Consider the following 20401-nt stretch of genomic DNA (forward strand, 5'->3'; position numbering starts at 1 on the left):
CAATTTAAAATTGTTTATACAACAGCCTTTATTCACTTATTATTCTTATATTTATTTACAAATTGATATTAAAAAATGCTTTATATCCCTTGTACATCTCATATATATCTACCTTAGAAACAATCTCATATGGTGCATGCATATTTAGAACTCCAACACCACAATCTATAACCTCTGCACCTTGATTTGCCAATATATAGGCTATAGTTCCACCGCCTCCCTGGTCAACTTTTCCAAGTTCAGCAGTTTGCCATACTACATTTCCTTCATTAAAAATTCTTCTTATTTCTGACATAAATTCTGCATTTGCATCATTGCATCCGCCTTTACCTCTTGAACCAGTATACTTATTTAAAACTATCCCATTTCCCATATATGCGGAATTTCTCTTTTCATATGCATCTCTAAAATTTGGGTCATATCCAGCAGAGACATCAGCTGATAAAACCTTACTGTTTGCTAGAGCTCTTCTTACTTTAATATCACAGTAATCACCTTCCAAAGCAATTAATTCAGCCACAGTATTTTCAAAAAACTTTGAGTGCATACCTGTATTTCCTTGAGAACCAACTTCTTCTTTATCCACACATAATGTAACTGATGTAAATTCTGGTTGTTCAGTTTCTAATATGGCCTTCACAGCAGCATATGAACATACCCTATCATCATGACCATACCCTAATACCATTGACCTATCAAAACCTAAATCTCTAGCTTTCCCAGCTGGAACTACTTCAATTTCAGCACTTAATAAGTCTTCTTCAACTATACTATACTTCTCATTTAAAAGCTTTAATATATTTGCTGTTATAGGCTCTTTTTCTTCATCATTTAAAGGCATATTACCAATTAATATATTTAAAGCTTCACCACTAATTCCTTCTGATAGTTTCTTTTGCATTTGGTCTCCAGCTAAATGAACTAATAAATCAGTTACACAAAATACTGGGTCACTTTCTTCTTCTCCAACAGATATGTCAACTTTCGTTCCATCATTTAATATAACTATACCATGTAAAGCAAGAGGAATAGCTGTCCATTGATATTTTTTTATTCCTCCATAATAATGAGTTTTAAAAAAACCTAGATTTCCTTCTTGATATAGTGGATTTGGTTTTAAATCCAATCTTGGAGCATCTATATGACTTCCTATAATTTTCATACCTTTTTCTATATAGTTTTTGCCTATTACAAAAAGTGCTACTGCCTTGTCTTTATTTATAACATAAATTTTGTCACCACTACCTATACTTCCTTTTTCCATAGCTTCATCTATTGAAATGTAATTATTTTCTTTAGCTAATTTTATAATTTCTTTTACTGAAATTCTTTCAGTTTTTGATTTACTTAAAAAATCCATATAATTGCGAGAATATTGCATAACTTGTTCAATAGCATTTTCTTTTCTTTCAACATCCCATGCATTCTTAAATTCATGCTTTAAGTTCATGTTTTCCTCCTATTAAGTTTTAATTTTTATTATTTTTCATATATTGTTCATATTCCTCTGGTGAAACCACCTTGACACTGTCAAGTCTTGATTTAAAGTGTGCCCTAAAATTTTCTAAGTATTCCTTTCTTAAAAGTTCTCTTTCTTTGATTTCATCATCTGAAAGAACTCCCTCTTTATTTTTTTTTGCTAATTCATTAATCCTATCTAATTTCTTTTTGTCAAACATGTTTTCCTCCTAAAGACTTCTATTTATTTAATAAAATAATTTATTGCTTTTTATATCTAACTTGTTTTTATATTCACAAAAAAATTCATCTATATTATCACTGATTATGGTTATTCCTTTTTCTAACTCTTCCATGCTTGGACGAGCTATGTTTATCCTAAAAAATCTATCATCTACTAAATTGTCAAAAAAATAAGTTCCTGGAAGCATAGACACTCCCTTGTTCAACATAAAGCTTGTAAATGCTTGGGATGTATATCCTCTTGGTAATTCTAAAAAAAAGTTTATTCCTCCACAAGATTTTCTAACTTTTAATTTACCACTCAATTTATTATTAATCAAGCTTTTTGCCAATTTGTACTTATCAGTATATATCTTCTCTATATGGCTTAAATAAATTTTCCAATCAAAATTCTCCATATAGTAATACATTGATTTTTGAATAAGACCTGGTGTTGATATATCTGAAGAGTATTTAGCCCATAAAACTTTTTTTAGCAGTTCATTTGGCATTTCTACAATTCCTATCCTAAGACCCGGCATAAGTATCTTTGAAAAACTCTTTATATACACCACTCTATTTTTATCATCATAACTTCTAACTGTCCTATTGTCTTTTGATTCAAATGTAAAATCACTTATAAAATCATCTTCAATTATATAAAAATCATGTTCTTCTGCCAGTTCTATTAACTTCTTTTTTTTATATGTTGAATAAGATATTCCTGTTGGATTTTGGAAGTTAGGCATAATATATATAAGTCTTGGTTTTATTTTTTCCAATTTTAATTTTAAAATACCTATATCAATTCCATCATCTAACATAGGTATAGATATTATTTTTGCACCTCTACTTTTGAACACTTCAATCGCTCCATTATAAGAAGGTTCTTCCATAAAGACAACATCTGAATAACTTATAAGCCCTTTACAAACTATATCTATACCCTGTTGAGCACCTGATATTATTTGAATATTTTCTTTAGTCGTTTTTATACTTCCATCACTTAGATACTCTACCATCTTTGCTCTTAATTCTTCAGAGCCAAGACCTTCATCATAATCAAATATCGAACTGCCATCTTTAGATAATGCCATATTTACAGCATTTTTAAATGAATCAATAGGAAACATGTCATTAGATGGATTTCCATTGTCAAAATGAATTAAATCCTCCCTTTGTACAATATTTTTATTTTTTCTGTTGTCTACACCACTTTTATAAGAATTTGAACTTGACACGAATGTTCCACTACCTACAATTTTATATACATACCCTTCATTCTCTAAAAGCTCATATACTTTAACTATAGTAGTATTATTTACTTGTAGAAATTCTGATAGTTTTCTTATTGGAGGCAATTTTTCATGTTCAACTAGCTCTTTATCTATTATCAATTCTTTTATATGATTAAATATCTGTATATATTTAGTTAACTTCTTTTCACTTAAATCTATTCTGTATTTTTCCACATTTATCACCGCTCATTGTATTTATATTTTATTGATGCTTTCCCATATATTTGATATTATTTAGTATGTATATATAATACCAAAATTTTTATAAAAAGGGGAAATATTTATGTTTTACGACTATCACATGCACTCAAGTTTCTCTACTGATGGAAAATCTACAATGGAAGAAATGATAAAAAAATCTATTGAACTTGGTTTAAATGAAATTTGTTTCACAGACCATGTTGATTATGATGTTTATGCTGATGATTCTTTCTCAATTGTCTATGAAGATTATTTTAAAAGTCTAGAAACTCTTCAAAATAAATATAAGGATAAAATATCAATAAAAAAGGGAATTGAGTTTGGAGTTCAGACTCAATTAATGGATACCTATAGAAAAGAAGCTAATCAATATCCATTAGACTTTATAATATGTTCTATCCATGCTATAGATACAATGGACTTATATCTTGGTAACTATTTTAAAGATAAAACTCAGCATGAAGTTTATGAAAATTACTACCTTTACTTATATAATATTGTTAAAAATTACAAAGATTACTCTATTTTAGGTCACTTAGATTTAATTAAAAGATATGCTCCTTATGATACTATTTTAGATGATAGATTGTTTTCTGATATAATTGAGGAAATTCTTAAACAAGCTATTTATGATGGTAAAGGTATTGAGATAAATACATCTTGCTACAGATACAACCTTCCAGATTTGACTCCATCTAGATATATCCTTCAAATGTATAAAGACTTAGGAGGAGAAATCATAACTACAGGTTCAGATTCACATCATGTAAGTCAAATTGCCTATGAATTCGATTACATATATACACTGCTAAAAAACATGGGCTTTAAATATGTATCTAAATTTAATAAATTGAAACCAGAATTTATAAAATTATAAATTTTTACGCCTCCTTGTGAATATATTTAAAAGATAAGGAGGTGATTTTTTTGAAAGTACCTTATTTAGTACTATCAACAGTTATTCTATTTATATCTAATTTTATTGTAAGGATATTTGGCTTTTTATATAAAATATTCTTATCAAGGGCTTTAGGCGAAACAGGTCTAGGTATTTACCATATGATTTTTAACTTTTTAATGATTTGCTTAGCTGTTACAACAACAGGCATACCTACTGCACTTAGTTGTTTAGTCGCAAAGAGAAAAGCTTTAAACGATAGACACAACACTAATGCTTTATTTATATCAACTTTATATATATCATTTTTCGTAGCGCTAGTTATATCTATAGTTGCATCCTTTAATAGCTCTTTTTTATCACTTAAGTTTTTAAAAGATGCCAAATTAAATCTATTTATACTAGCAGTTTGTCCTGCGATAGTTATAATAACTCTTTCAAATGTACTAAGAGGATATTATTATGGTATAAAGAATGTAAAAATCCCTGCTATTGGACAAATTATTGAACAAATTGGTAAAATTCTATTCGTTTTTTTACTGGTTATGTACATAAATAATAAATCTATGAATTGTTATATTGCCCTATTAGGTATATCGATTGGTGAATTGAGTAATATTATATTCATGCTTATTTGCTTATGGAGAGATTCATCATTTGACAATAGGTATATTATAAGTATTAAAGATTTTTATAATTCTTCAATGGAAACATTAAAAATGTCCATTCCCATAACTTGCAATAGAATGTCAAACATACTTTTACAGTCTATCAGCTCTATGATGATACCATCAAGATTAGCATTATCAGGAATGACTTATCAGCAGTCATTAAGTATGTATGGTGTTGTCAGTGGAATGGTAATGCCTTTTATATTTTTACCTTTTACTGTTGGTTCAGCACTTATTGTAAACTTGATACCTACTATATCTCAAGAAATGGCTTTAAGAAAACGTAAGAGTGTATTGAAAAAAATCAAATACTCTGTACTTCTAACTTTGTTTGTAGGTATACTATCATCAATATTTTTTTATTTCTTTGGAAAAGATTTGTGTGTACTAGTATTTAAAAATAAACTTGCTGGAGAATATTTAAAAGCTATGTTTTTAGTTCCACTATTTATGTCATTAAACCAAACTCTGTCTGGCATTTTACATTCAATAAGAAAAGAGTTGGCTTCAAGTATAAATACTATCACTGGTATGTTAATTCAACTTGTGGCTCTATACGTATTTCTTCCTATACCTGGACTTAATATCTATGCATACATATACACAATGACAATAGTATCAATATTTACTTGTCTATTACATACTATAGTACTTTTTAAATCACTAAAATCTATACACTAGTTATAAAAACGTGAAGGCTACCAAAGTAAATAATTTACATTGGTAGCCTTCCTTAAGATGATTTTTATTTATAATTTAAACTGTCTATATATCTACCTATCTATCTGTGGCAACTAGGCTTTCCACTTCCATGATGAGGTCCACATTGCGAAAAATCACATACTTTAGAGAAAGTATCAACAAGTCTTGGTTGGATTGGATTTGGTGATGCTAAAACTACTATTTGTTCACTTATTAATGTGCTAACTGTTTCTTGTAAGCAAAGTACTAAATCTATATCATTTGGTATTATTAATTCATAGAAAGGTTCACAACATTCGTTACATTCTAATTTTAATATAGATTTTCCTATACAATCTACAGTTAAGTTAGTTTGATATTCTTGTCTTAGAGTAACAGCTCTTCCGTCAGCTGGTAAGCATATTGGTGCTGAAAGTGTGTTAAAAGTAAATTCTACATAATCAACTCTTCTCTTACATCCACCTCCTGCTCTGACTGCTGGGAAAGCTAATGCAACGAATTCTGTACATCCACATCTACCTCTTAGCTCTAATACTAAATTACGAACTGCTACAGTTAATCCTCTTTGTTTATAAGCTACTGATTTGCCTTTTCCTTGTCTACAACATTCAGCGTTTCTTTCACCACATACTGCAAATTCAAAAGTTGTTTCACAGTTTCTTCCTACTATATCTCCTAATGGGTCTAAATCGAAATCTTCTAAAGTTGTCATTCCTGTGTCTATAACTATTCCATCATTACTTAAGCATATTTTTTCTATAGTTACACTTGCTTGACCTGCACTTGGAACTGAACCAAATACTTCTACTACTTCTGTTTCAAAAGTTAATGGCTCTCCATTTGGTCCAGTTGCATCTGTAAATGTTTGGAATTGCATAGTATCAAATATTCTACTAGCCTCTATTGCAAATGGCACTGCATTTGATACTGAGAAATTTTTTGGTGATATAGGATTACAGCAATCTGGTCCACATTTGTTTTCAAAACATTCATCAGAATCCATTTGGCATGGTTCACAATCACATTTACAATGGTCATGGCATTCACAATGGTCATCACATGGATTAGGTTTGCATGGATTGCATGGGTTAGGTTTGCATGGATTGCATGGATTAGGTTTGCAATCATCATGACATTCACACTTATTATCATTATTACATCCATTATTGTGATGATGAGATTTTTTAAATCCTCTCATATCTTCTGAACTCATTTCCTCTGTATACACTTCTTCCTCACTAATTGTAGGCATTGGCTGATTTATCATTCTTCTTTTATTTTTTTTATAATCTTGCATTTTTCATTGCCCTCCCTGTAAGCTATTGTAATTAAGTCTTCGGCTTTTTGAAGCCTAATTAATACTATGCTCTTATAAACTTAATTGTTACTTTGCTTTTTAAATTTATCAATAATTAGATATATTTAGTAGAAAAATGCATTTTAATAAAAAAAGTACTACTATTTGAAATAGTAGCACTTTTTTTGTCCCGAAACACCGGTGGCTAAGTAAATTCACACCCTAGGCACTCCCAGGTGGGTGACTTGCCAGTAACTTTTAACGTCCAAACTAAACAGGCATGTTATAATTTACTAGACACGGTCTCCCGTATTTCATTTGTAGGTTGAATTTAAAAAAGCCTTATCGTATGTTTCAGGATTTCATACTATTATTATATAATAAATTTCGAATTTTTTAAAGTGGTTTTATATAGTAATTAAGATAAACTTATTCTAGTCTTACTTTTTCTTCCTTTTCTCTTTATGTAGTTAGTTAAATTATCTCTTTCTCTTAGTTCTATTCTTAGTATTTTTTTCATTATAATTACTCTCAGATTTTTGCTCATTTACATTATATAATTCTTCATCATGCACTATATCTTCATCATTTTCGACACCTTCAGAGTATGTTTCCTCACCTTCAATTAATTCTTCATCATATATTTCATTTTCGTCTATTAGCTCTTCATCATAGTTTGATTCATCGTCCTCACAATCTTCTTCATCTTCATAATCTGATTCCTCATCCTCATAATCTAATTCTTCATTGTTATCTTCATCTTCATTATTATCATCACCTCTTAAAAGGCTACCAAGCAATTTAAGATTACTCATGCTTCCTAGATTATTTATATTTGCCAAAGAACTTAGACTGAATCCACCTTCTCCAAAGTCATCTGGCAAAAATAATTCTGCAAATAAGTCTATTTTCTTTTTCATTCCTATAGCTTTTTCAACTGAATTTTTTCTCTTTTCTGGGAATACATCTATAATTTCTTTTATCATCATATTCTTTTTATCATCACTATCCATTTTTCTGAAAAAATCTGTCTCATCTTCTGTATCTACTAAATCTATATTATTTAATTTTTTTATGCCTCTAACTAAGTCTAAAACACTTTCTATTTTTATTAGTATTTTTCTTTCATCTCTTGACATGTATTTTTTAGTTCTAGTTATTATTTCCATTCCCATTTCTAAATCTTCTTCACTCAAATCCATAAGCCTTAAACCTCTTTTTATATCATTTGCATCAAACCTTAAATTTCCATGTGTAGATTGTGATAGTTTATCATTTGCATTTTTTTTGTTTTTTCTAACTCTATTATTTCCTTTTGATTTATTTTTATCATCAAATATAGAGATATTACCATTACTCAATGCAATCACTCCAATCAAAAATAGTAAATTATTCAAGACAATTCCCCCTTATATTATATAATTGCCCTATATTAAAGTATGTTTTTCATATTTTAATGTTCCATTTTTAAAGCTCAGTGCATATATATTATCTATAAGAATTTTTATTTATATTATATATCACTCACAATTCACCACTTCAATATTATTTCTATATATAAATAGTATGAATATAATTCAATATATATTTATAGAAAGGGGTTTTTTTATGAAAAAATTAGATACAGAGTCATTAGAAAAAATGGCTAAGCAAAAAAATATTGACAAGGATAAGATAGAAAAGATTGCTGATAATTACAAAGGAAAGTCAGAAAACGAACTTATGGAGGAACTTATAAAGATAGGTAAAAACTTGGATGGAAGAGATGAAGTAGTATCAAAATTCAAAGCATTTTTAGATGAAAATCAACGTAAAAAATTAGACAATATAATGGAAAAAATCTCAGATGCAGAAACTCAAAGAGATACTAAGGCAACTAAGACTAAGAAAACTAAACCTACTAAAGGTAAACCAAGTTCACCTGCACCAAAAAATACACCAAATGGTCAACAAAAAAAATCTAAAGGTTTATTTAAGAAAACTAAGAAATCCAATCCTCATGAATAAATAAAAAGTAAACCATTTAGATATTAAAACAATTATTTTTTTAAACTATTCTTAAATTTAATATTATTGACATAAAAAATCAGGTAGTGCTTTAAGCGCTACCTGATTTACTTTAATAGTTTTATTTTTTTCTTTCTATAACACTTTCTCTATCAACAATTCTATAAGGTAATTCTATTTTTTTATTTTCAATTATTTCTTTATTTATTAATTTTATAACCATTCTTATTGCTACTGCTCCCATATCATATAAAGGTTGATATACTGTAGTAAGTTTAGGTCTATACATTTTAGCTATCTTAACATCATTAAATCCTGCAACTGATATATCTTCTGGAACTTTATATCCAGCATCACAGATAGCATTTATAGCACCTATAGCGGCCTCATCACCTGTTACAAAAGCTGCGTGAGGTATTATTCCATCATCTAATAATTCTTTCATACTGTTGTATCCACTTTCATAATCAGTTCCACCATATTTAATTAAACTCTGGTCTAATTCTATGTTGTTATTTGAAAGTGCTTTCTCATAACCTGAGAGTCTCTCCATCTCTAAAACAGTATCATCTTTACTCGTCATTATAAAAGCTATCTTTTCATGACCTTTCTTTATAAGATGTTCTGTCATATCAAAAGTAGCCTCTTTATTACTAGTACTTACTGTATATATATCATAATCTCTAGCAGTTTTACTTATATATGTTGCTGGTATACCACAATTTTGTATATAGTTGATGTGTTCTTGTTCAACCACCCATGAAATCATAACTATACCTTCCACTTGTTTTGCTCTCAATAGATTTATACTCTTAAGTTCTTGTTCTTTATCAGAGTATGTATTAGCTAAAAGGATGTCATAATCATACATTTTAGCAACTTCCTCTATCCCATTTAATACCTCATTAACAAAAGAATCTGAAACTTCTGGAACTATTACCCCTATTAATTGACTCTTCTTAGTTACTAAACTTCTCGCAAGCGGATTTGGTATATATCCAGTTTCTTTTATAACCTCTAAAACTTTTTGTTTGACTTCATCAGTCACAGGTTTTGAATCATTTATAACTCTAGATACTGTAGATATTGACACGCCTGCTTGTTTAGCAACATCTTTTATCGTTATATTGCCTTTCATCTTCATCCTCCTTATTTTACTAAATTTATCTAAAACTGAACCAAATTTATGAAGGTTCCTATTTTAACTATATTTATATAAGTTTTTATTTTACCATAAAAGCAAGTACATTTAAATACATTATATTTTATATTATACCCTATATTCAACAAATTTAATAATATTCATTATTAATTTAAATCATATTAAAAAACAAAATAAAAAAATGCTGGTATTTTATACCAGCATTTTTCCACTTTAATGATATTAGTATTAGCAACCGCAGCCACAGCCTCCATCACCATCAAAGAATCCACCACATGAACAAGTTATTAATAATAGTATTAAGAAAGGTATCCATGACATTATGTCAATATCTCTCCAGCAATCTTCAAAAGCTAAGAATAGGAAGAATAGTACTATTATCCACCATCCTCCTCCACCAAAGCATCCTTCTTCTCCAAAAAATCTATCTAACATAACAAAGCCCTCCTTTTTTTAGTAACTACTATCTTTACTCTAAGCATCCACCACAGCAGCAAAGTATTAATAAAACTATTAGGAATGGTATCCATGCCATTATGTCAAATTCTGCCCAGCTTTCTCCAAAAGCTAAGAATAGGAAGAATAGTACTATTATCCACCATCCTCCTCCACCAAAACATCCTTCTTCTCCAAAGAATCTATCTAACATTCCACGTTACCTCCTGTTGATATTTTGTTGAGCTTTTCGCTCCTAACATATACTATGCATTTGGTTTCCATTTTGCTAATGTATTTTCATTATTTTTTTAATTTTTTCTCATCCTAAAAAAGTAAGGTTTGTACATTCATCTTATAATCTAAACTAAAAAAGGCAAAACCACAACTTGTATAAGTTACTGGCTTTGCCTATTTAATAATCAATATTTTTTAGCAACAACAACCATCATCGAAGTTAAATAACAACAATACTATTAGTATAACCCATATCCATATATTGTCATCGCATAATAAGTCTTCTAAAATGTCTGTACATAATAATAAGAATACTACAACTATTATTATCAACATTTTATTACTAAAAAAACCTTCGCATCCTCCAAAGAAACGTTCCATATTGTCTTCTAATTTTGTCATAACTAATCCTCCTTGAATCATTAAGAGACTAAGTTCTGTCTCTTTAATTAAATATATGTAGTAATAGACAGATAAGTTACTTCTAAAAAGTTTTTATTGATTAGTTTATTTATTTCTTTTTCGCCCAGTTTATTGTATCTATCAACTTCATCTAGATAGTCTTTTTTTTCTTCTGATATAGTATAAATTAAACTTTCTATTGATTTTACTTTGTACTCTTTATATCTTTCTATCAAGAAGGATGTTTTTGAACTTTCTATCCCTTTCTTCACATGCATTAATCTTGATATGTAATCTTCTTTTTCATTAGATACATAGCTTTCTTTTTCAGCTACATCTTCAAGGATTAAATTGGTTTCCATTACATAATCCTCTATACGTTGCATATCTAAAGTTATTGAATTATAATAAAAATTTACTGCTATAAGTAAAAACATTCCTACTGATGCTAGTAATAGTCCTACATATTTCATAGCATTTCCTCCTAAGTTATATTTGTTATCAATAAAGTTTATTCATCAAATAATACTTTATTACTACCTTTATAAAATTTTATTATTTTTTATGGATTCCATATTGAAAAATTCTCGATATTATATTAAACTAACATTAAAATTAATTAAAACTGCTTTAGGAGGCTTAAAATGTTTGAAAAAATAAAAGAAATAATAGCAGAACAATTAGGGGTAGACAATTTAGATGAGATAACTATGGAAGCGTCTTTAATGGATGACTTAGAAGCTGATTCACTAGATGCTGTTGAAATTATAATGGCCCTTGAAGACGAATTTGGAATAGAAATACCAGACGAAGAAGCTGAGAATTTTAAATGTATCGGTGATATATGTAAATATATCGAAGAAAACAAATAATATTGTTTTGTCTACAAATATAAATAGTCTGTGTAAACTTCTATATAATAATTTATATCGAAGTTTACACAGACTATATTACGTTTATTTACAATTATAGAAAATATTCAATTTTCATATATAAATTACTCAAATTAAAGTTACTTTTCTTCATAAAATGTTACATTCTTTATTACTATATCTATGGTTCCATCTTGATTTTGTTTTACAGTATATTTCATTGGGTCTTCAAAATCAGTTAAATTTCCTTTTATATCAAACCCATTATCTGTTTTTATACTTCTTTTTTTAAGCTTTTTCTCAACCCATTTCTTATCTATACTAAAACCTTCATCAAGACCTTTTTCTTCCATATGTTCTTTGAAGCTATCCTTTAGCTCATCATCTTTAATTGAATTATCAACAAAGTCATTTATATCAACCTCATGTTTTTCCTTCAATGTATAGTTTAATATACTTCTTACATCCTCTGCTTGTTTTATATCATTACTAAGGGCATTCGTTATCCAATTTTCAGCTGTGTTTTTAAACACTTTTGTTTTATACTTATCGTCATCAATTTTTTTAGCATTTAAAAATTCTGTAACAAACTTTGATTCTGACCCTTCCTTTTCTGCATCTTTATCTAAAAGTCTTAGATGAAACTCATCATTCATTCCACTTAAACTAATTAAAGCTCCTTGTTTTTGTCTTAGAGTCTCTGGAATACCAATTTCATTTGAAACCATTTGAATATTGAATTTATCATCTACAAATTCAATTGAATGAGTATACAATTTTTTATAATCTAATTTTAATATAGCTACACTCTTTTCATCTTTAATAGTATATAAACAAATTGCCAAATCACAAGATTCTAATGCAGCATTGATTTTCATAACATCAAACAAGTAAGATGCAATTTCTTTAGAGTTTTTTAAAAAAGAACTTTCATCATATATTATTTGCTCACAACAATTCTTAATTAAATTATCATTATAATCTTTAAAAATACCTTTTCTTAAATCCTCATCTTTCGCAATTCTCTTTATAGCTTTTTGAAAAAATCCATCCACTTCTTGATTAACCTTGCCTTCAAAATCATTTAATATTGGAACATCACTATTTTTATCCAAAACATGTATTATAAATTTATGTATTATCATATATATCACCCCATTATCTTAATTTCGATATTAACTCTTTCATATCCTTTGGTATATCTGCTTTAAATTTCAATTTTTCTTTTGTTCTTGGTTGCTCAAACTCCAACTCATAAGCATGAAGTGCTTGCCTATCTATAAGATTTTCATCTACACAACCATATAACTCATCACCTATTATTCCATGCCCTATATGAGCCATATGAACCCTTATTTGATGTGTTCTACCAGTTTCTAAACTTACTTCTAGTACAGTTGCATTTTTTAATCTCTCTATCACCTTATAATGAGTAATAGATACCTGTCCTCTTTCATCTATTATTCTCTTTATGAAGTCCTCTGTTTGTCTATAAATCGGTTCATTTATAGTTCCTTCATCTTCTTCTATAATTCCATCAACTACTGTTATATAAGTTTTTTTAACCTTATTTTCACTCATTGCTATAGACAAAGTGTGATGTGCATAAGCATTTTTAGCTACTATGACAAGTCCTGATGTATTCATATCTAACCTATTTACAAATCGTATTTTTACATTTTCCTTTTGATTATCTATATAGTAACTGACACCATTTGCTATTGTTTTATCATAGTGGCTTTTGGTTGGATGAACTACCATAAATGGAGGTTTATTTACCATGATTATATCAAAGTCATCATATATTATTTGCAAATTTAAATCTTGAGGTTCAAATTTTGCTTTTTCTTCTTCTATTTTTACCTCTATCAAATCACCACAATATACTTTTATGCTTGGTTTTTTATATACTCCATTTACTAGAACACTCTTTTCTCTCTTCATTTTTGATAATGACCTAACTGAGAAATTCAGTTTGTCCAATAAAACTTCTTTTAAAGTCATTTCTTCTTCATTTGTATATGATATTATATTATATCTTTGATTTTCTTTTTTAAACAATCCTTTACCTACTTTCTTTTATATCTTCAAAATCATGATATTATATATTTTACACTATTTTTGTTTAATAGATAATAATTATTTTTAACTATAAAAACCTGTAAGAATAACGAATAGTTACTCTTACAGGTTACATTCATGTTTAAATATTTAATTTTTAAAAATTATAATTTAGAACTATCTTTTAACTATTAGTGTAGTTCCCATTCCACCACCTATACAAAGTGTAGCTAAACCAGTTTTAGCATCTCTTCTCTTCATTTCATATAGAAGTGTAGTAAGTATTCTTGCTCCTGAACAACCTATTGGATGCCCTATAGCTATTGCTCCACCATTAACATTAACTTTAGCCATGTCTATATTTAAGTCTTTTACTACAGCTATAGATTGAGCAGCAAATGCTTCATTAGCTTCAACTAAATCTATATCTTCTATAGTCATATTAGCAGCTTCTAAAGCTTTTTTAGTTGCTGGAACTGGTCCATATCCCATTATCTTAGGGTCAACACCAGCTGTTCCATAAGAAACTATAGTAGCAAGAGGTTCTATTCCTAATTCTTCAGCTTTTTCCTTAGCCATTACTACTAACATAGCAGCACCGTCATTGATTCCTGATGCGTTACCAGCAGTAACTGTTCCATCTTTCTTAAATGCTGGTCTTAATTTAGCAAGTTTCTCCATTGTAGTACCAGCTTTTATATATTCATCTTTATCTACTATAGTGTCGCCTTTTCTACCTTTTATAACAACTGGAACTATTTCTTCGTCAAATTTTCCTTCAGCTTGAGCTTTTTCAGCTTTGTTTTGGCTTGCAAGAGCTAGCTCATCTTGTTCTTCTCTAGTTATATTCCATTGTTCTGCTATATTTTCAGCAGTAATACCCATGTGATAGTTATTGAATATGTCTGATAATCCATCTTTTATCATTGAATCAACAAAAGCAGCATCACCCATTCTTGCACCGTATCTAGCACTTGGTACTAAATAAGGAGACATACTCATGTTTTCAGCTCCACCAACTAGCATTATATCAGCATCACCTAATGCTATAAGTTGAGATGCCATTGAAACAGATCTTAATCCAGAACCACAAACTATATTTATAGTCATAGCTGGTTTTTCTACTGGTATTCCTGCACCTAATGCTATTTGTCTTGCTACATTTTGTCCAAGACCAGCTGTAAGTACTCCTCCTAAAAGTGATTCATCTATCATATCTGGAGTTATATTCGCTCTTTTTATAGCTTCTTTAGCAGCTGTTATTCCTAAGTCTACTGCTGAAACTGATTTAAATGCTCCTCCAAAACTTCCTACTGCTGTTCTAGCTGCACTGGCAATTACTACTTCTCTCATATTCATTACCCCCATTAAATTAGATTTTTATCAGATTTCCGAAATTATTTCTTAAACAATACTATTTAAATTTCTAAACTCTTATTTATTGTAATCATAGAATCCTATCTTAGTTTTTCTTCCTAACTGATTAGCTCTAACCATTTTAGCTAAAAGTGGATGTGGTCTATACTTAGTATCTCCAAATTCAGTATATAGAACGTTCATTATAGCTAAAACAACGTCTAATCCTATTAAGTCACCTAATGCTAGTGGTCCCATTGGATGGTTTGCTCCTAATTTCATAGCTTCATCTATTTCTTCTTTACTTGCAACGCCATCTGCATATATACCAACAGCTTCATTTATCATAGGTATAAGTATTCTGTTTACTACAAATCCAGGAGATTCAGATACATCTACTGGCACTTTATTGATACTCTTAGATAGTTCAAATACTGTATCAAAAGTAACTTTTGATGTTAACTGACCGCTTATAACCTCAACTAATTTCATCATAGGAACTGGATTGAAGAAATGCATTCCTATAACTTTATCTGGTCTAGTAGTAGAAGAAGCTATTTCTGTTATAGATAAAGATGAAGTATTTGTTGCTAAAATAGTATCTTCTTTGCATAACTCATCTAATAATTTGAAAACATCTTTCTTTATGTTCATATCTTCCACAGATGCTTCTATTATTAAATCCATATCTTTTAAGTCTTCATAGTTAGTAGTTGAACTAACATGACTTAATATTTCTGCTTTTGTAGCTTCATCCATTTTTCCTTTAGTAACTAACTTAGTTAAATTTTTATCTAACAAGCCTAAACATTTATCTATAGCACCTTGAGTTCTACTCTTTAAACATACATCATGACCACAACTTGCAAAAGTTTGTACAATACCACTTCCCATAGTTCCACTACCTATTACAGCTAATTTCATAGTTATAACCTCCTGTTATTTTAGTATTTATATTCTGCTAACTAGATTAAAATATTTATTTAATCTAGTTAACAGCAAATATATTTTTAATTAGATTTTTTACCCTTTTATAAAGTTCGCTTCTCTTTTTTCAATAAAAGCTGACATTCCTTCTTTTTGGTCCTTAGTTGAGAAACAAAGACCAAATAAATTAGATTCTATATCTATTCCAGTATTTATATCAGTTTGAGCACCAAGTTGTATTGCTTCTTTAGAGTATCTAACTGCAAGTTGAGCATTTTTAGCTATTACCTTAGCTAATTTTTCAACTTCTTCCATTAAAACTTCTGGCTCAACTACTCTATTTACTAGCCCTATTTTTTCAGCTTCATCAGCTTTTATAACTTTACCTGTAAAGATTAGTTCCTTTGCTTTTGCCATCCCAACCAATCTTGTAAGTCTTTGAGTTCCTCCATATCCTGGAGTTATTCCAAGAGTTACTTCTGGTTGACCAAATTTAGCTTTAGCAGATGCAATTCTTATATCACATGCCATTGCAAGTTCGCATCCTCCACCTAAAGCAAATCCATTTACAGCAGCTATTACTACTTTTTTGCTATTTTCTATTTCTCCACAAGCTTTTGCTCCTAGGCCACTAAAATCTTTAGCAGCTACAGCATCTAAATCTTTCATATATGCAATATCTGCTCCAGCTACAAATGCTTTTCCTTCCCCTGTCAATATTACAACATCAATAGTTTCATCATTATTAATATCTACAAATATTTCATAAAGTTCTTCTAAAGTTTTGGAATTTATTGCATTAAGGGCTTTAGGTCTATTCATTTTCACTGTGCATATATTTCCATTTACTTCAACAGCTACATTCTCATAAACTTTAACATCACTTGTACTCATAATATCCTCCCCAAGAAATTAGTTAGCTAAAACTTCACCTTTTTCTTTTGCAACACTTAATTGACTGATAAGTTCTGGAAGTACTTTATGAACATCTCCAACTATACCAACATCAGCATATTTAAATATTGGAGCTTCTGGATTTTTGTTTATAGCAACTATAAACTCAGCATCTTCCATACCAGCTATATGCTGTATTGCTCCAGATATACCACATGCTATATAAAGGTCTGGTCTTACAGTTTTACCAGTTTGACCAACTTGTCTTGCTTTGTCTAACCATCCTGCATCTATAGTGGCACGAGAACCAGAAACTTCTCCACCTATGATTTCAGCTAATTCATAAAGTACGTCTAAGTTTTCTTTTCCACCCATTCCACGTCCTGCAGAAACTAGTATCTTAGCATCTTCTATCTTAACTTGTTTTTTAGCTTCTTTTATTACTTCTACAACTTGAACTAATTTGTCAGCTTCAGTAAATTCTACTTTAAAGCGATTGATTACAGCTTCTTTAGTTTCATCGATTTCATTTTTCTTCATAACTCCTGGTCTAACTGTAGACATTTGAGGTCTGAAATCTTTACAAACTATTGTTGCCATTATATTTCCACCAAAAGCAGGTCTTGTCATTAATAATAATTTTGTATCCTCAGCTACTGCAAGACCTGTACAGTCAGCAGTAAGTCCTGTATGTATTCTAGCAGATACTCTAGGAGCTAAATCTCTACCTATTGAAGTTGCTCCAAATAGTACAACGATTGGGTCAGCTGCTTTTATTGCTTCATAAGCTGCTTTTGTATATGGTTCAGTTGTATACACTGCTAAAGCTTCATCATCAACTACAATTACTTCATCTGCTCCATAGTGTGCTAATGTATCTATTAAACCTTCTACTTTACTTCCTAAAAGTAATGCAGAAACTTTTGTATCATAATCTTTTGCTATTTCTGTAGCCTTTCCTAGCAATTCTAAAGAAACGGTTTGAATTACATTTTCTCTTTGTTCTATTACTACTAAAACGTTACCCATTCTTTATCCCCCCTTAAATTATATGATAAACTTCTCTTTTAATTTATCTATTACAATTCCAGCTGATGTTTTTGCATCTTCATTGTATATTGTGCCAGCTGGTTTAACTGATTTTGTAAATGATTTAAATACACTAGTTGGAGAACCTTTAAGACCTAAATTAGTAGGGTCAACTTCTATATCTTTTACAGTCCAAGTTTCTACTACATCATTTTCAAATGCATCGTATATTCTTCCAACCTTCATGTATCTTGGTGTGTTCATATCTTTAAGAGTTGTTATAAGGCATGGCATTTTAACTTTTAAGTCATGACAACAATCTTCAAATTGTCTTTTTACTAATACATATTCACCTTCAGTTTTTATTTCTTCAGCATATGTTATTGATGGAAGTTTTAAATGTTCAGCTATTTGAGGACCAACTTGTGCAGTATCTCCATCTATAGCCTGTCTTCCAGCTATTATAATATCAAAGTCTATATTTTTTAATGCTCCTGCTAATGCTGATGAAGTCGCCCAAGTATCAGCACCTGCAAATGCTCTATCTGTTAATAATATTCCTCTATCTGCACCCATTGCTAAAGCTTCTTTTAAAGCCATATCTGCTTGAGGAGGTCCCATTGTTATAACAGTTACATGAGCACCCATTTCTTCTTTTAATCTTATAGCTTCCTCTAGACCTGCTTTATCATCAGGGTTTATTATACTTGGTACTCCATCTCTAATTAAAGTACCTGTATTAGGATCTAGTTTAACTTCTGTTGTATCTGGAACTTGTTTTATACAAACGACTATATTCATAAATCCTTCCTCCATATCTATTTTAATATCGACCTATTGTGTATATTGTATTTATCTATTTTAATAATTTTCCTGAAATAACCATTCTTTGAACTTCACTAGTTCCTTCATATATTTCAGTTATCTTAGCATCTCTCATCATTCTTTCTACTGGATAGTCACGAGTGTATCCATATCCACCATGAAGTTGTACAGCCTTTGTAGTAACTTCCATAGCTGTTTCAGCTGCAAATAGTTTTGCCATCGCTGCTTCTACTCCATAAGGTTTTCCTTCATCTTTGTTTATAGCTGCTTGATATACAAGATGTCTAGCCGCTTGTATTTTAACTTCCATATCAGCTAATTGGAATTGTGTATTTTGGAATTTTGATAGTGGTCTACCAAATTGTACTCTTTCTTTTACATATTTAACTGTTTCATCAAGAGCTCCTTGTGCTAAACCTAAAGCTTGTGCTGCTATACCAATTCTACCACCATCAAGAGTAGACATCGCTATCTTAAATCCTTGTCCTTCTTTTCCAAGTAAATTTTCTTTAGGTATTCTGCAATCTTCAAATATTAATTCGCTAGTAGCAGAACCTCTTATACCCATTTTCTTTTCTTTAACCCCAAAGCTAAATCCAGGAGTTCCTTTTTCAACTATAAATGCTGATATTCCTCTGTTCCCTTTAGACTTATCAGTCATTGCCATCACTACATATATATCACCAGCTATTGCATTTGTTATAAATATTTTTGAGCCATTAAGTATGTATTCATCTCCATCTAAAACAGCAGTTGTTTGTTGTCCAGACGCATCTGTTCCAGCATTAGGTTCAGTAAGACCAAATGCTCCTAATTTTTCCCCACTTGCTAATGGCTTTAAGAATTTTTGTTTTTGTTCTTCGTTACCATATTGATATATAGGCCAAGAACCAAGAGATGTATGAGCTGATAAGATAACTCCTGTAGTACCACAAACTCTAGACAATTCTTCAACTGCCATTATGTATCCTACAGTATCTCCACCTTCTCCACCATACTCTTTTGGATATGGTATACCCATCATTCCTGCTTTTGCCATTTTTTCCACTGTTTCGTATGGAAATCTTTCTTCTTCATCAAGTTCTGTTGCTAAAGGTTTAACTTCATTTTCAGCGAAGCTTGCATATAACTCTTTAAGCATCTGATATTTTTTAGAATTTAAATCCATAATAGCCTCCTCAGTATTTTATAAATATTTTATTTTCATTTATTAATTAAAATCTCGGCAGCATCTATAATAAAGTATTTGAACATACGTCGAGAAATTTATAACCTTAATTAAAGTCAGCTCTATATTTATATGCAATTATACTAACCAATTATGACATTAATTTAATTATAAATTGTTAATTTAAAATCAACTATACTTAAAAAAAATCTCGCTTTTTGGAATTTTGTGAAATTTCAAGCTAAAATAAAACTTCTCTCACAATGGTCATAGATAAAA

At 29.7% G+C, this 20401-nt stretch carries 22 protein-coding genes and 1 other RNA gene; 4 read left to right on the forward strand and 19 right to left on the reverse strand.

Features of this window, described 5'->3' with window-relative positions; all coding sequences use genetic code 11:
- Positions 1–55 precede the first annotated feature (55 nt).
- From KGF38_RS06555 to KGF38_RS06565, 3 genes are read right to left on the reverse strand one after another with little or no spacing between them, the layout of a single operon-like run.
- Positions 56–1450, reverse strand: a complete 1395-nt coding sequence (locus tag KGF38_RS06555; protein WP_054269621.1) for an aminopeptidase — start codon at positions 1448–1450, stop codon at positions 56–58.
- A 19-nt stretch (positions 1451–1469) separates the two neighbouring features.
- A complete protein-coding gene (locus KGF38_RS06560; RefSeq protein WP_054269620.1) occupies positions 1470–1679 on the reverse strand; it encodes a DUF896 domain-containing protein in 210 nt (69 codons plus the stop codon).
- A 27-nt stretch (positions 1680–1706) separates the two neighbouring features.
- Positions 1707–3152 carry a PLP-dependent aminotransferase family protein gene (locus KGF38_RS06565; RefSeq protein WP_176702521.1) on the reverse strand — a complete coding sequence of 482 codons (1446 nt, stop codon included), beginning with the start codon at positions 3150–3152 and terminating at the stop codon, positions 1707–1709.
- 109 nt (positions 3153–3261) lie between these two features.
- On the opposite strand from KGF38_RS06565, the gene KGF38_RS06570 reads away from it, so the two are divergent.
- Both KGF38_RS06570 and KGF38_RS06575 read left to right on the forward strand, forming a co-directional pair.
- Positions 3262–4056: a histidinol-phosphatase HisJ family protein gene (locus tag KGF38_RS06570; protein ID WP_074179592.1), complete on the forward strand. Its 795-nt coding sequence runs from the start codon at positions 3262–3264 to the stop codon at positions 4054–4056.
- Positions 4057–4106: 50 nt separating this feature from the next.
- Positions 4107–5429 (forward strand): polysaccharide biosynthesis protein, encoded by a 1323-nt coding sequence (locus KGF38_RS06575; protein ID WP_054276203.1) that lies wholly within the window; start codon positions 4107–4109, stop codon positions 5427–5429.
- Positions 5430–5529: 100 nt separating this feature from the next.
- Here KGF38_RS06575 and cdeC read toward each other — a convergent pair whose 3' ends face one another.
- The 3 genes from cdeC to KGF38_RS06590 all read right to left on the reverse strand — a co-directional run bounded on the left by cdeC (position 5530) and on the right by KGF38_RS06590 (position 8144).
- Positions 5530–6747, reverse strand: coding sequence for an exosporium morphogenetic protein CdeC (gene cdeC, locus KGF38_RS06580; RefSeq protein ID WP_054269617.1), 1218 nt, complete (start codon positions 6745–6747; stop codon positions 5530–5532).
- A 183-nt stretch (positions 6748–6930) separates the two neighbouring features.
- Positions 6931–7111, reverse strand: a non-coding RNA gene (ssrS, locus tag KGF38_RS06585) — 6S RNA.
- A gap of 115 nt (positions 7112–7226) precedes the next feature.
- A complete protein-coding gene (locus KGF38_RS06590; protein WP_227832269.1) occupies positions 7227–8144 on the reverse strand; it encodes a hypothetical protein in 918 nt (305 codons plus the stop codon).
- Between the two features lie 211 nt (positions 8145–8355).
- Here KGF38_RS06590 and KGF38_RS06595 point away from each other — a divergent pair, with 211 nt between their 5' ends.
- On the forward strand, positions 8356–8754 hold the full coding sequence (locus KGF38_RS06595) for a hypothetical protein (protein WP_054269615.1): 399 nt from the start codon (positions 8356–8358) through the stop codon (positions 8752–8754).
- A gap of 121 nt (positions 8755–8875) precedes the next feature.
- On the opposite strand, the gene ccpA is transcribed toward KGF38_RS06595, so the two are convergent.
- The 5 genes from ccpA to KGF38_RS06620 all read right to left on the reverse strand — a co-directional run bounded on the left by ccpA (position 8876) and on the right by KGF38_RS06620 (position 11463).
- On the reverse strand, positions 8876–9898 hold the full coding sequence (gene ccpA, locus KGF38_RS06600) for a LacI family transcriptional regulator CcpA (RefSeq protein ID WP_054269614.1): 1023 nt from the start codon (positions 9896–9898) through the stop codon (positions 8876–8878).
- A gap of 246 nt (positions 9899–10144) precedes the next feature.
- Positions 10145–10351 carry a hypothetical protein gene (locus tag KGF38_RS06605; RefSeq protein ID WP_054269613.1) on the reverse strand — a complete coding sequence of 69 codons (207 nt, stop codon included), beginning with the start codon at positions 10349–10351 and terminating at the stop codon, positions 10145–10147.
- Positions 10352–10385: 34 nt separating this feature from the next.
- Complete coding sequence (locus tag KGF38_RS06610) at positions 10386–10565, reverse strand: hypothetical protein (RefSeq protein ID WP_054269612.1); 180 nt, start codon at positions 10563–10565, stop codon at positions 10386–10388.
- A gap of 218 nt (positions 10566–10783) precedes the next feature.
- Positions 10784–10990 carry a hypothetical protein gene (locus KGF38_RS06615; RefSeq protein WP_054269611.1) on the reverse strand — a complete coding sequence of 69 codons (207 nt, stop codon included), beginning with the start codon at positions 10988–10990 and terminating at the stop codon, positions 10784–10786.
- A gap of 47 nt (positions 10991–11037) precedes the next feature.
- On the reverse strand, positions 11038–11463 hold the full coding sequence (locus KGF38_RS06620) for a hypothetical protein (protein ID WP_054269610.1): 426 nt from the start codon (positions 11461–11463) through the stop codon (positions 11038–11040).
- A 171-nt stretch (positions 11464–11634) separates the two neighbouring features.
- Here KGF38_RS06620 and acpP point away from each other — a divergent pair, with 171 nt between their 5' ends.
- Complete coding sequence (gene acpP, locus KGF38_RS06625; RefSeq protein ID WP_003418905.1) at positions 11635–11862, forward strand: acyl carrier protein; 228 nt, start codon at positions 11635–11637, stop codon at positions 11860–11862.
- A 140-nt stretch (positions 11863–12002) separates the two neighbouring features.
- Here acpP and KGF38_RS06630 read toward each other — a convergent pair whose 3' ends face one another.
- From KGF38_RS06630 to KGF38_RS06665, 8 genes are all read right to left on the reverse strand, one after another.
- Complete coding sequence (locus KGF38_RS06630; RefSeq protein WP_074179587.1) at positions 12003–13007, reverse strand: nucleoid-associated protein; 1005 nt, start codon at positions 13005–13007, stop codon at positions 12003–12005.
- A 13-nt stretch (positions 13008–13020) separates the two neighbouring features.
- Positions 13021–13923 (reverse strand): RluA family pseudouridine synthase, encoded by a 903-nt coding sequence (locus KGF38_RS06635; protein ID WP_227832270.1) that lies wholly within the window; start codon positions 13921–13923, stop codon positions 13021–13023.
- Positions 13924–14100: 177 nt separating this feature from the next.
- On the reverse strand, positions 14101–15276 hold the full coding sequence (locus KGF38_RS06640) for an acetyl-CoA C-acetyltransferase (RefSeq protein WP_054276199.1): 1176 nt from the start codon (positions 15274–15276) through the stop codon (positions 14101–14103).
- 81 nt (positions 15277–15357) lie between these two features.
- Positions 15358–16203: a 3-hydroxybutyryl-CoA dehydrogenase gene (locus KGF38_RS06645; protein WP_021383883.1), complete on the reverse strand. Its 846-nt coding sequence runs from the start codon at positions 16201–16203 to the stop codon at positions 15358–15360.
- A gap of 99 nt (positions 16204–16302) precedes the next feature.
- Entirely contained in the window at positions 16303–17100 is a 798-nt protein-coding gene (locus tag KGF38_RS06650) for an enoyl-CoA hydratase-related protein (protein WP_074179586.1), read from the reverse strand.
- A gap of 18 nt (positions 17101–17118) precedes the next feature.
- Complete coding sequence (locus KGF38_RS06655) at positions 17119–18129, reverse strand: electron transfer flavoprotein subunit alpha/FixB family protein (RefSeq protein WP_054269605.1); 1011 nt, start codon at positions 18127–18129, stop codon at positions 17119–17121.
- A gap of 18 nt (positions 18130–18147) precedes the next feature.
- A complete protein-coding gene (locus tag KGF38_RS06660; protein WP_054269604.1) occupies positions 18148–18930 on the reverse strand; it encodes an electron transfer flavoprotein subunit beta/FixA family protein in 783 nt (260 codons plus the stop codon).
- A gap of 55 nt (positions 18931–18985) precedes the next feature.
- Complete coding sequence (locus KGF38_RS06665; protein ID WP_054269603.1) at positions 18986–20122, reverse strand: acyl-CoA dehydrogenase; 1137 nt, start codon at positions 20120–20122, stop codon at positions 18986–18988.
- Positions 20123–20401 lie beyond the last annotated feature (279 nt).

This window comes from Clostridioides sp. ZZV14-6387 (genome assembly GCF_020657835.1).
In the GTDB taxonomy this organism is placed as follows: domain Bacteria; phylum Bacillota; class Clostridia; order Peptostreptococcales; family Peptostreptococcaceae; genus Clostridioides; species Clostridioides difficile_A.

Excerpts from the sequence above, each read along its gene's own strand:
- cdeC (WP_054269617.1), bottom strand. The coding sequence starts at position 6,747 with ATGCAAGATTATAAAAAAAATAAAAGAAGAATGATAAATCAGCCAATG.
- ccpA (WP_054269614.1), bottom strand. The coding sequence starts at position 9,898 with ATGAAGATGAAAGGCAATATAACGATAAAAGATGTTGCTAAACAAGCA.
- KGF38_RS06605 (WP_054269613.1), bottom strand. The coding sequence starts at position 10,351 with ATGTTAGATAGATTTTTTGGAGAAGAAGGATGCTTTGGTGGAGGAGGA.
- acpP (WP_003418905.1), top strand. The coding sequence starts at position 11,635 with ATGTTTGAAAAAATAAAAGAAATAATAGCAGAACAATTAGGGGTAGAC.
- KGF38_RS06665 (WP_054269603.1), bottom strand. The coding sequence starts at position 20,122 with ATGGATTTAAATTCTAAAAAATATCAGATGCTTAAAGAGTTATATGCA.
- KGF38_RS06630 (WP_074179587.1), bottom strand. The coding sequence starts at position 13,007 with ATGATAATACATAAATTTATAATACATGTTTTGGATAAAAATAGTGAT.
- KGF38_RS06615 (WP_054269611.1), bottom strand. The coding sequence starts at position 10,990 with ATGACAAAATTAGAAGACAATATGGAACGTTTCTTTGGAGGATGCGAA.
- KGF38_RS06660 (WP_054269604.1), bottom strand. The coding sequence starts at position 18,930 with ATGAATATAGTCGTTTGTATAAAACAAGTTCCAGATACAACAGAAGTT.
- KGF38_RS06620 (WP_054269610.1), bottom strand. The coding sequence starts at position 11,463 with ATGAAATATGTAGGACTATTACTAGCATCAGTAGGAATGTTTTTACTT.
- KGF38_RS06645 (WP_021383883.1), bottom strand. The coding sequence starts at position 16,203 with ATGAAATTAGCTGTAATAGGTAGTGGAACTATGGGAAGTGGTATTGTA.
- KGF38_RS06650 (WP_074179586.1), bottom strand. The coding sequence starts at position 17,100 with ATGAGTACAAGTGATGTTAAAGTTTATGAGAATGTAGCTGTTGAAGTA.
- KGF38_RS06640 (WP_054276199.1), bottom strand. The coding sequence starts at position 15,276 with ATGAGAGAAGTAGTAATTGCCAGTGCAGCTAGAACAGCAGTAGGAAGT.
- KGF38_RS06570 (WP_074179592.1), top strand. The coding sequence starts at position 3,262 with ATGTTTTACGACTATCACATGCACTCAAGTTTCTCTACTGATGGAAAA.
- KGF38_RS06610 (WP_054269612.1), bottom strand. The coding sequence starts at position 10,565 with ATGTTAGATAGATTCTTTGGAGAAGAAGGATGTTTTGGTGGAGGAGGA.
- KGF38_RS06595 (WP_054269615.1), top strand. The coding sequence starts at position 8,356 with ATGAAAAAATTAGATACAGAGTCATTAGAAAAAATGGCTAAGCAAAAA.
- KGF38_RS06560 (WP_054269620.1), bottom strand. The coding sequence starts at position 1,679 with ATGTTTGACAAAAAGAAATTAGATAGGATTAATGAATTAGCAAAAAAA.
- KGF38_RS06655 (WP_054269605.1), bottom strand. The coding sequence starts at position 18,129 with ATGGGTAACGTTTTAGTAGTAATAGAACAAAGAGAAAATGTAATTCAA.
- KGF38_RS06555 (WP_054269621.1), bottom strand. The coding sequence starts at position 1,450 with ATGAACTTAAAGCATGAATTTAAGAATGCATGGGATGTTGAAAGAAAA.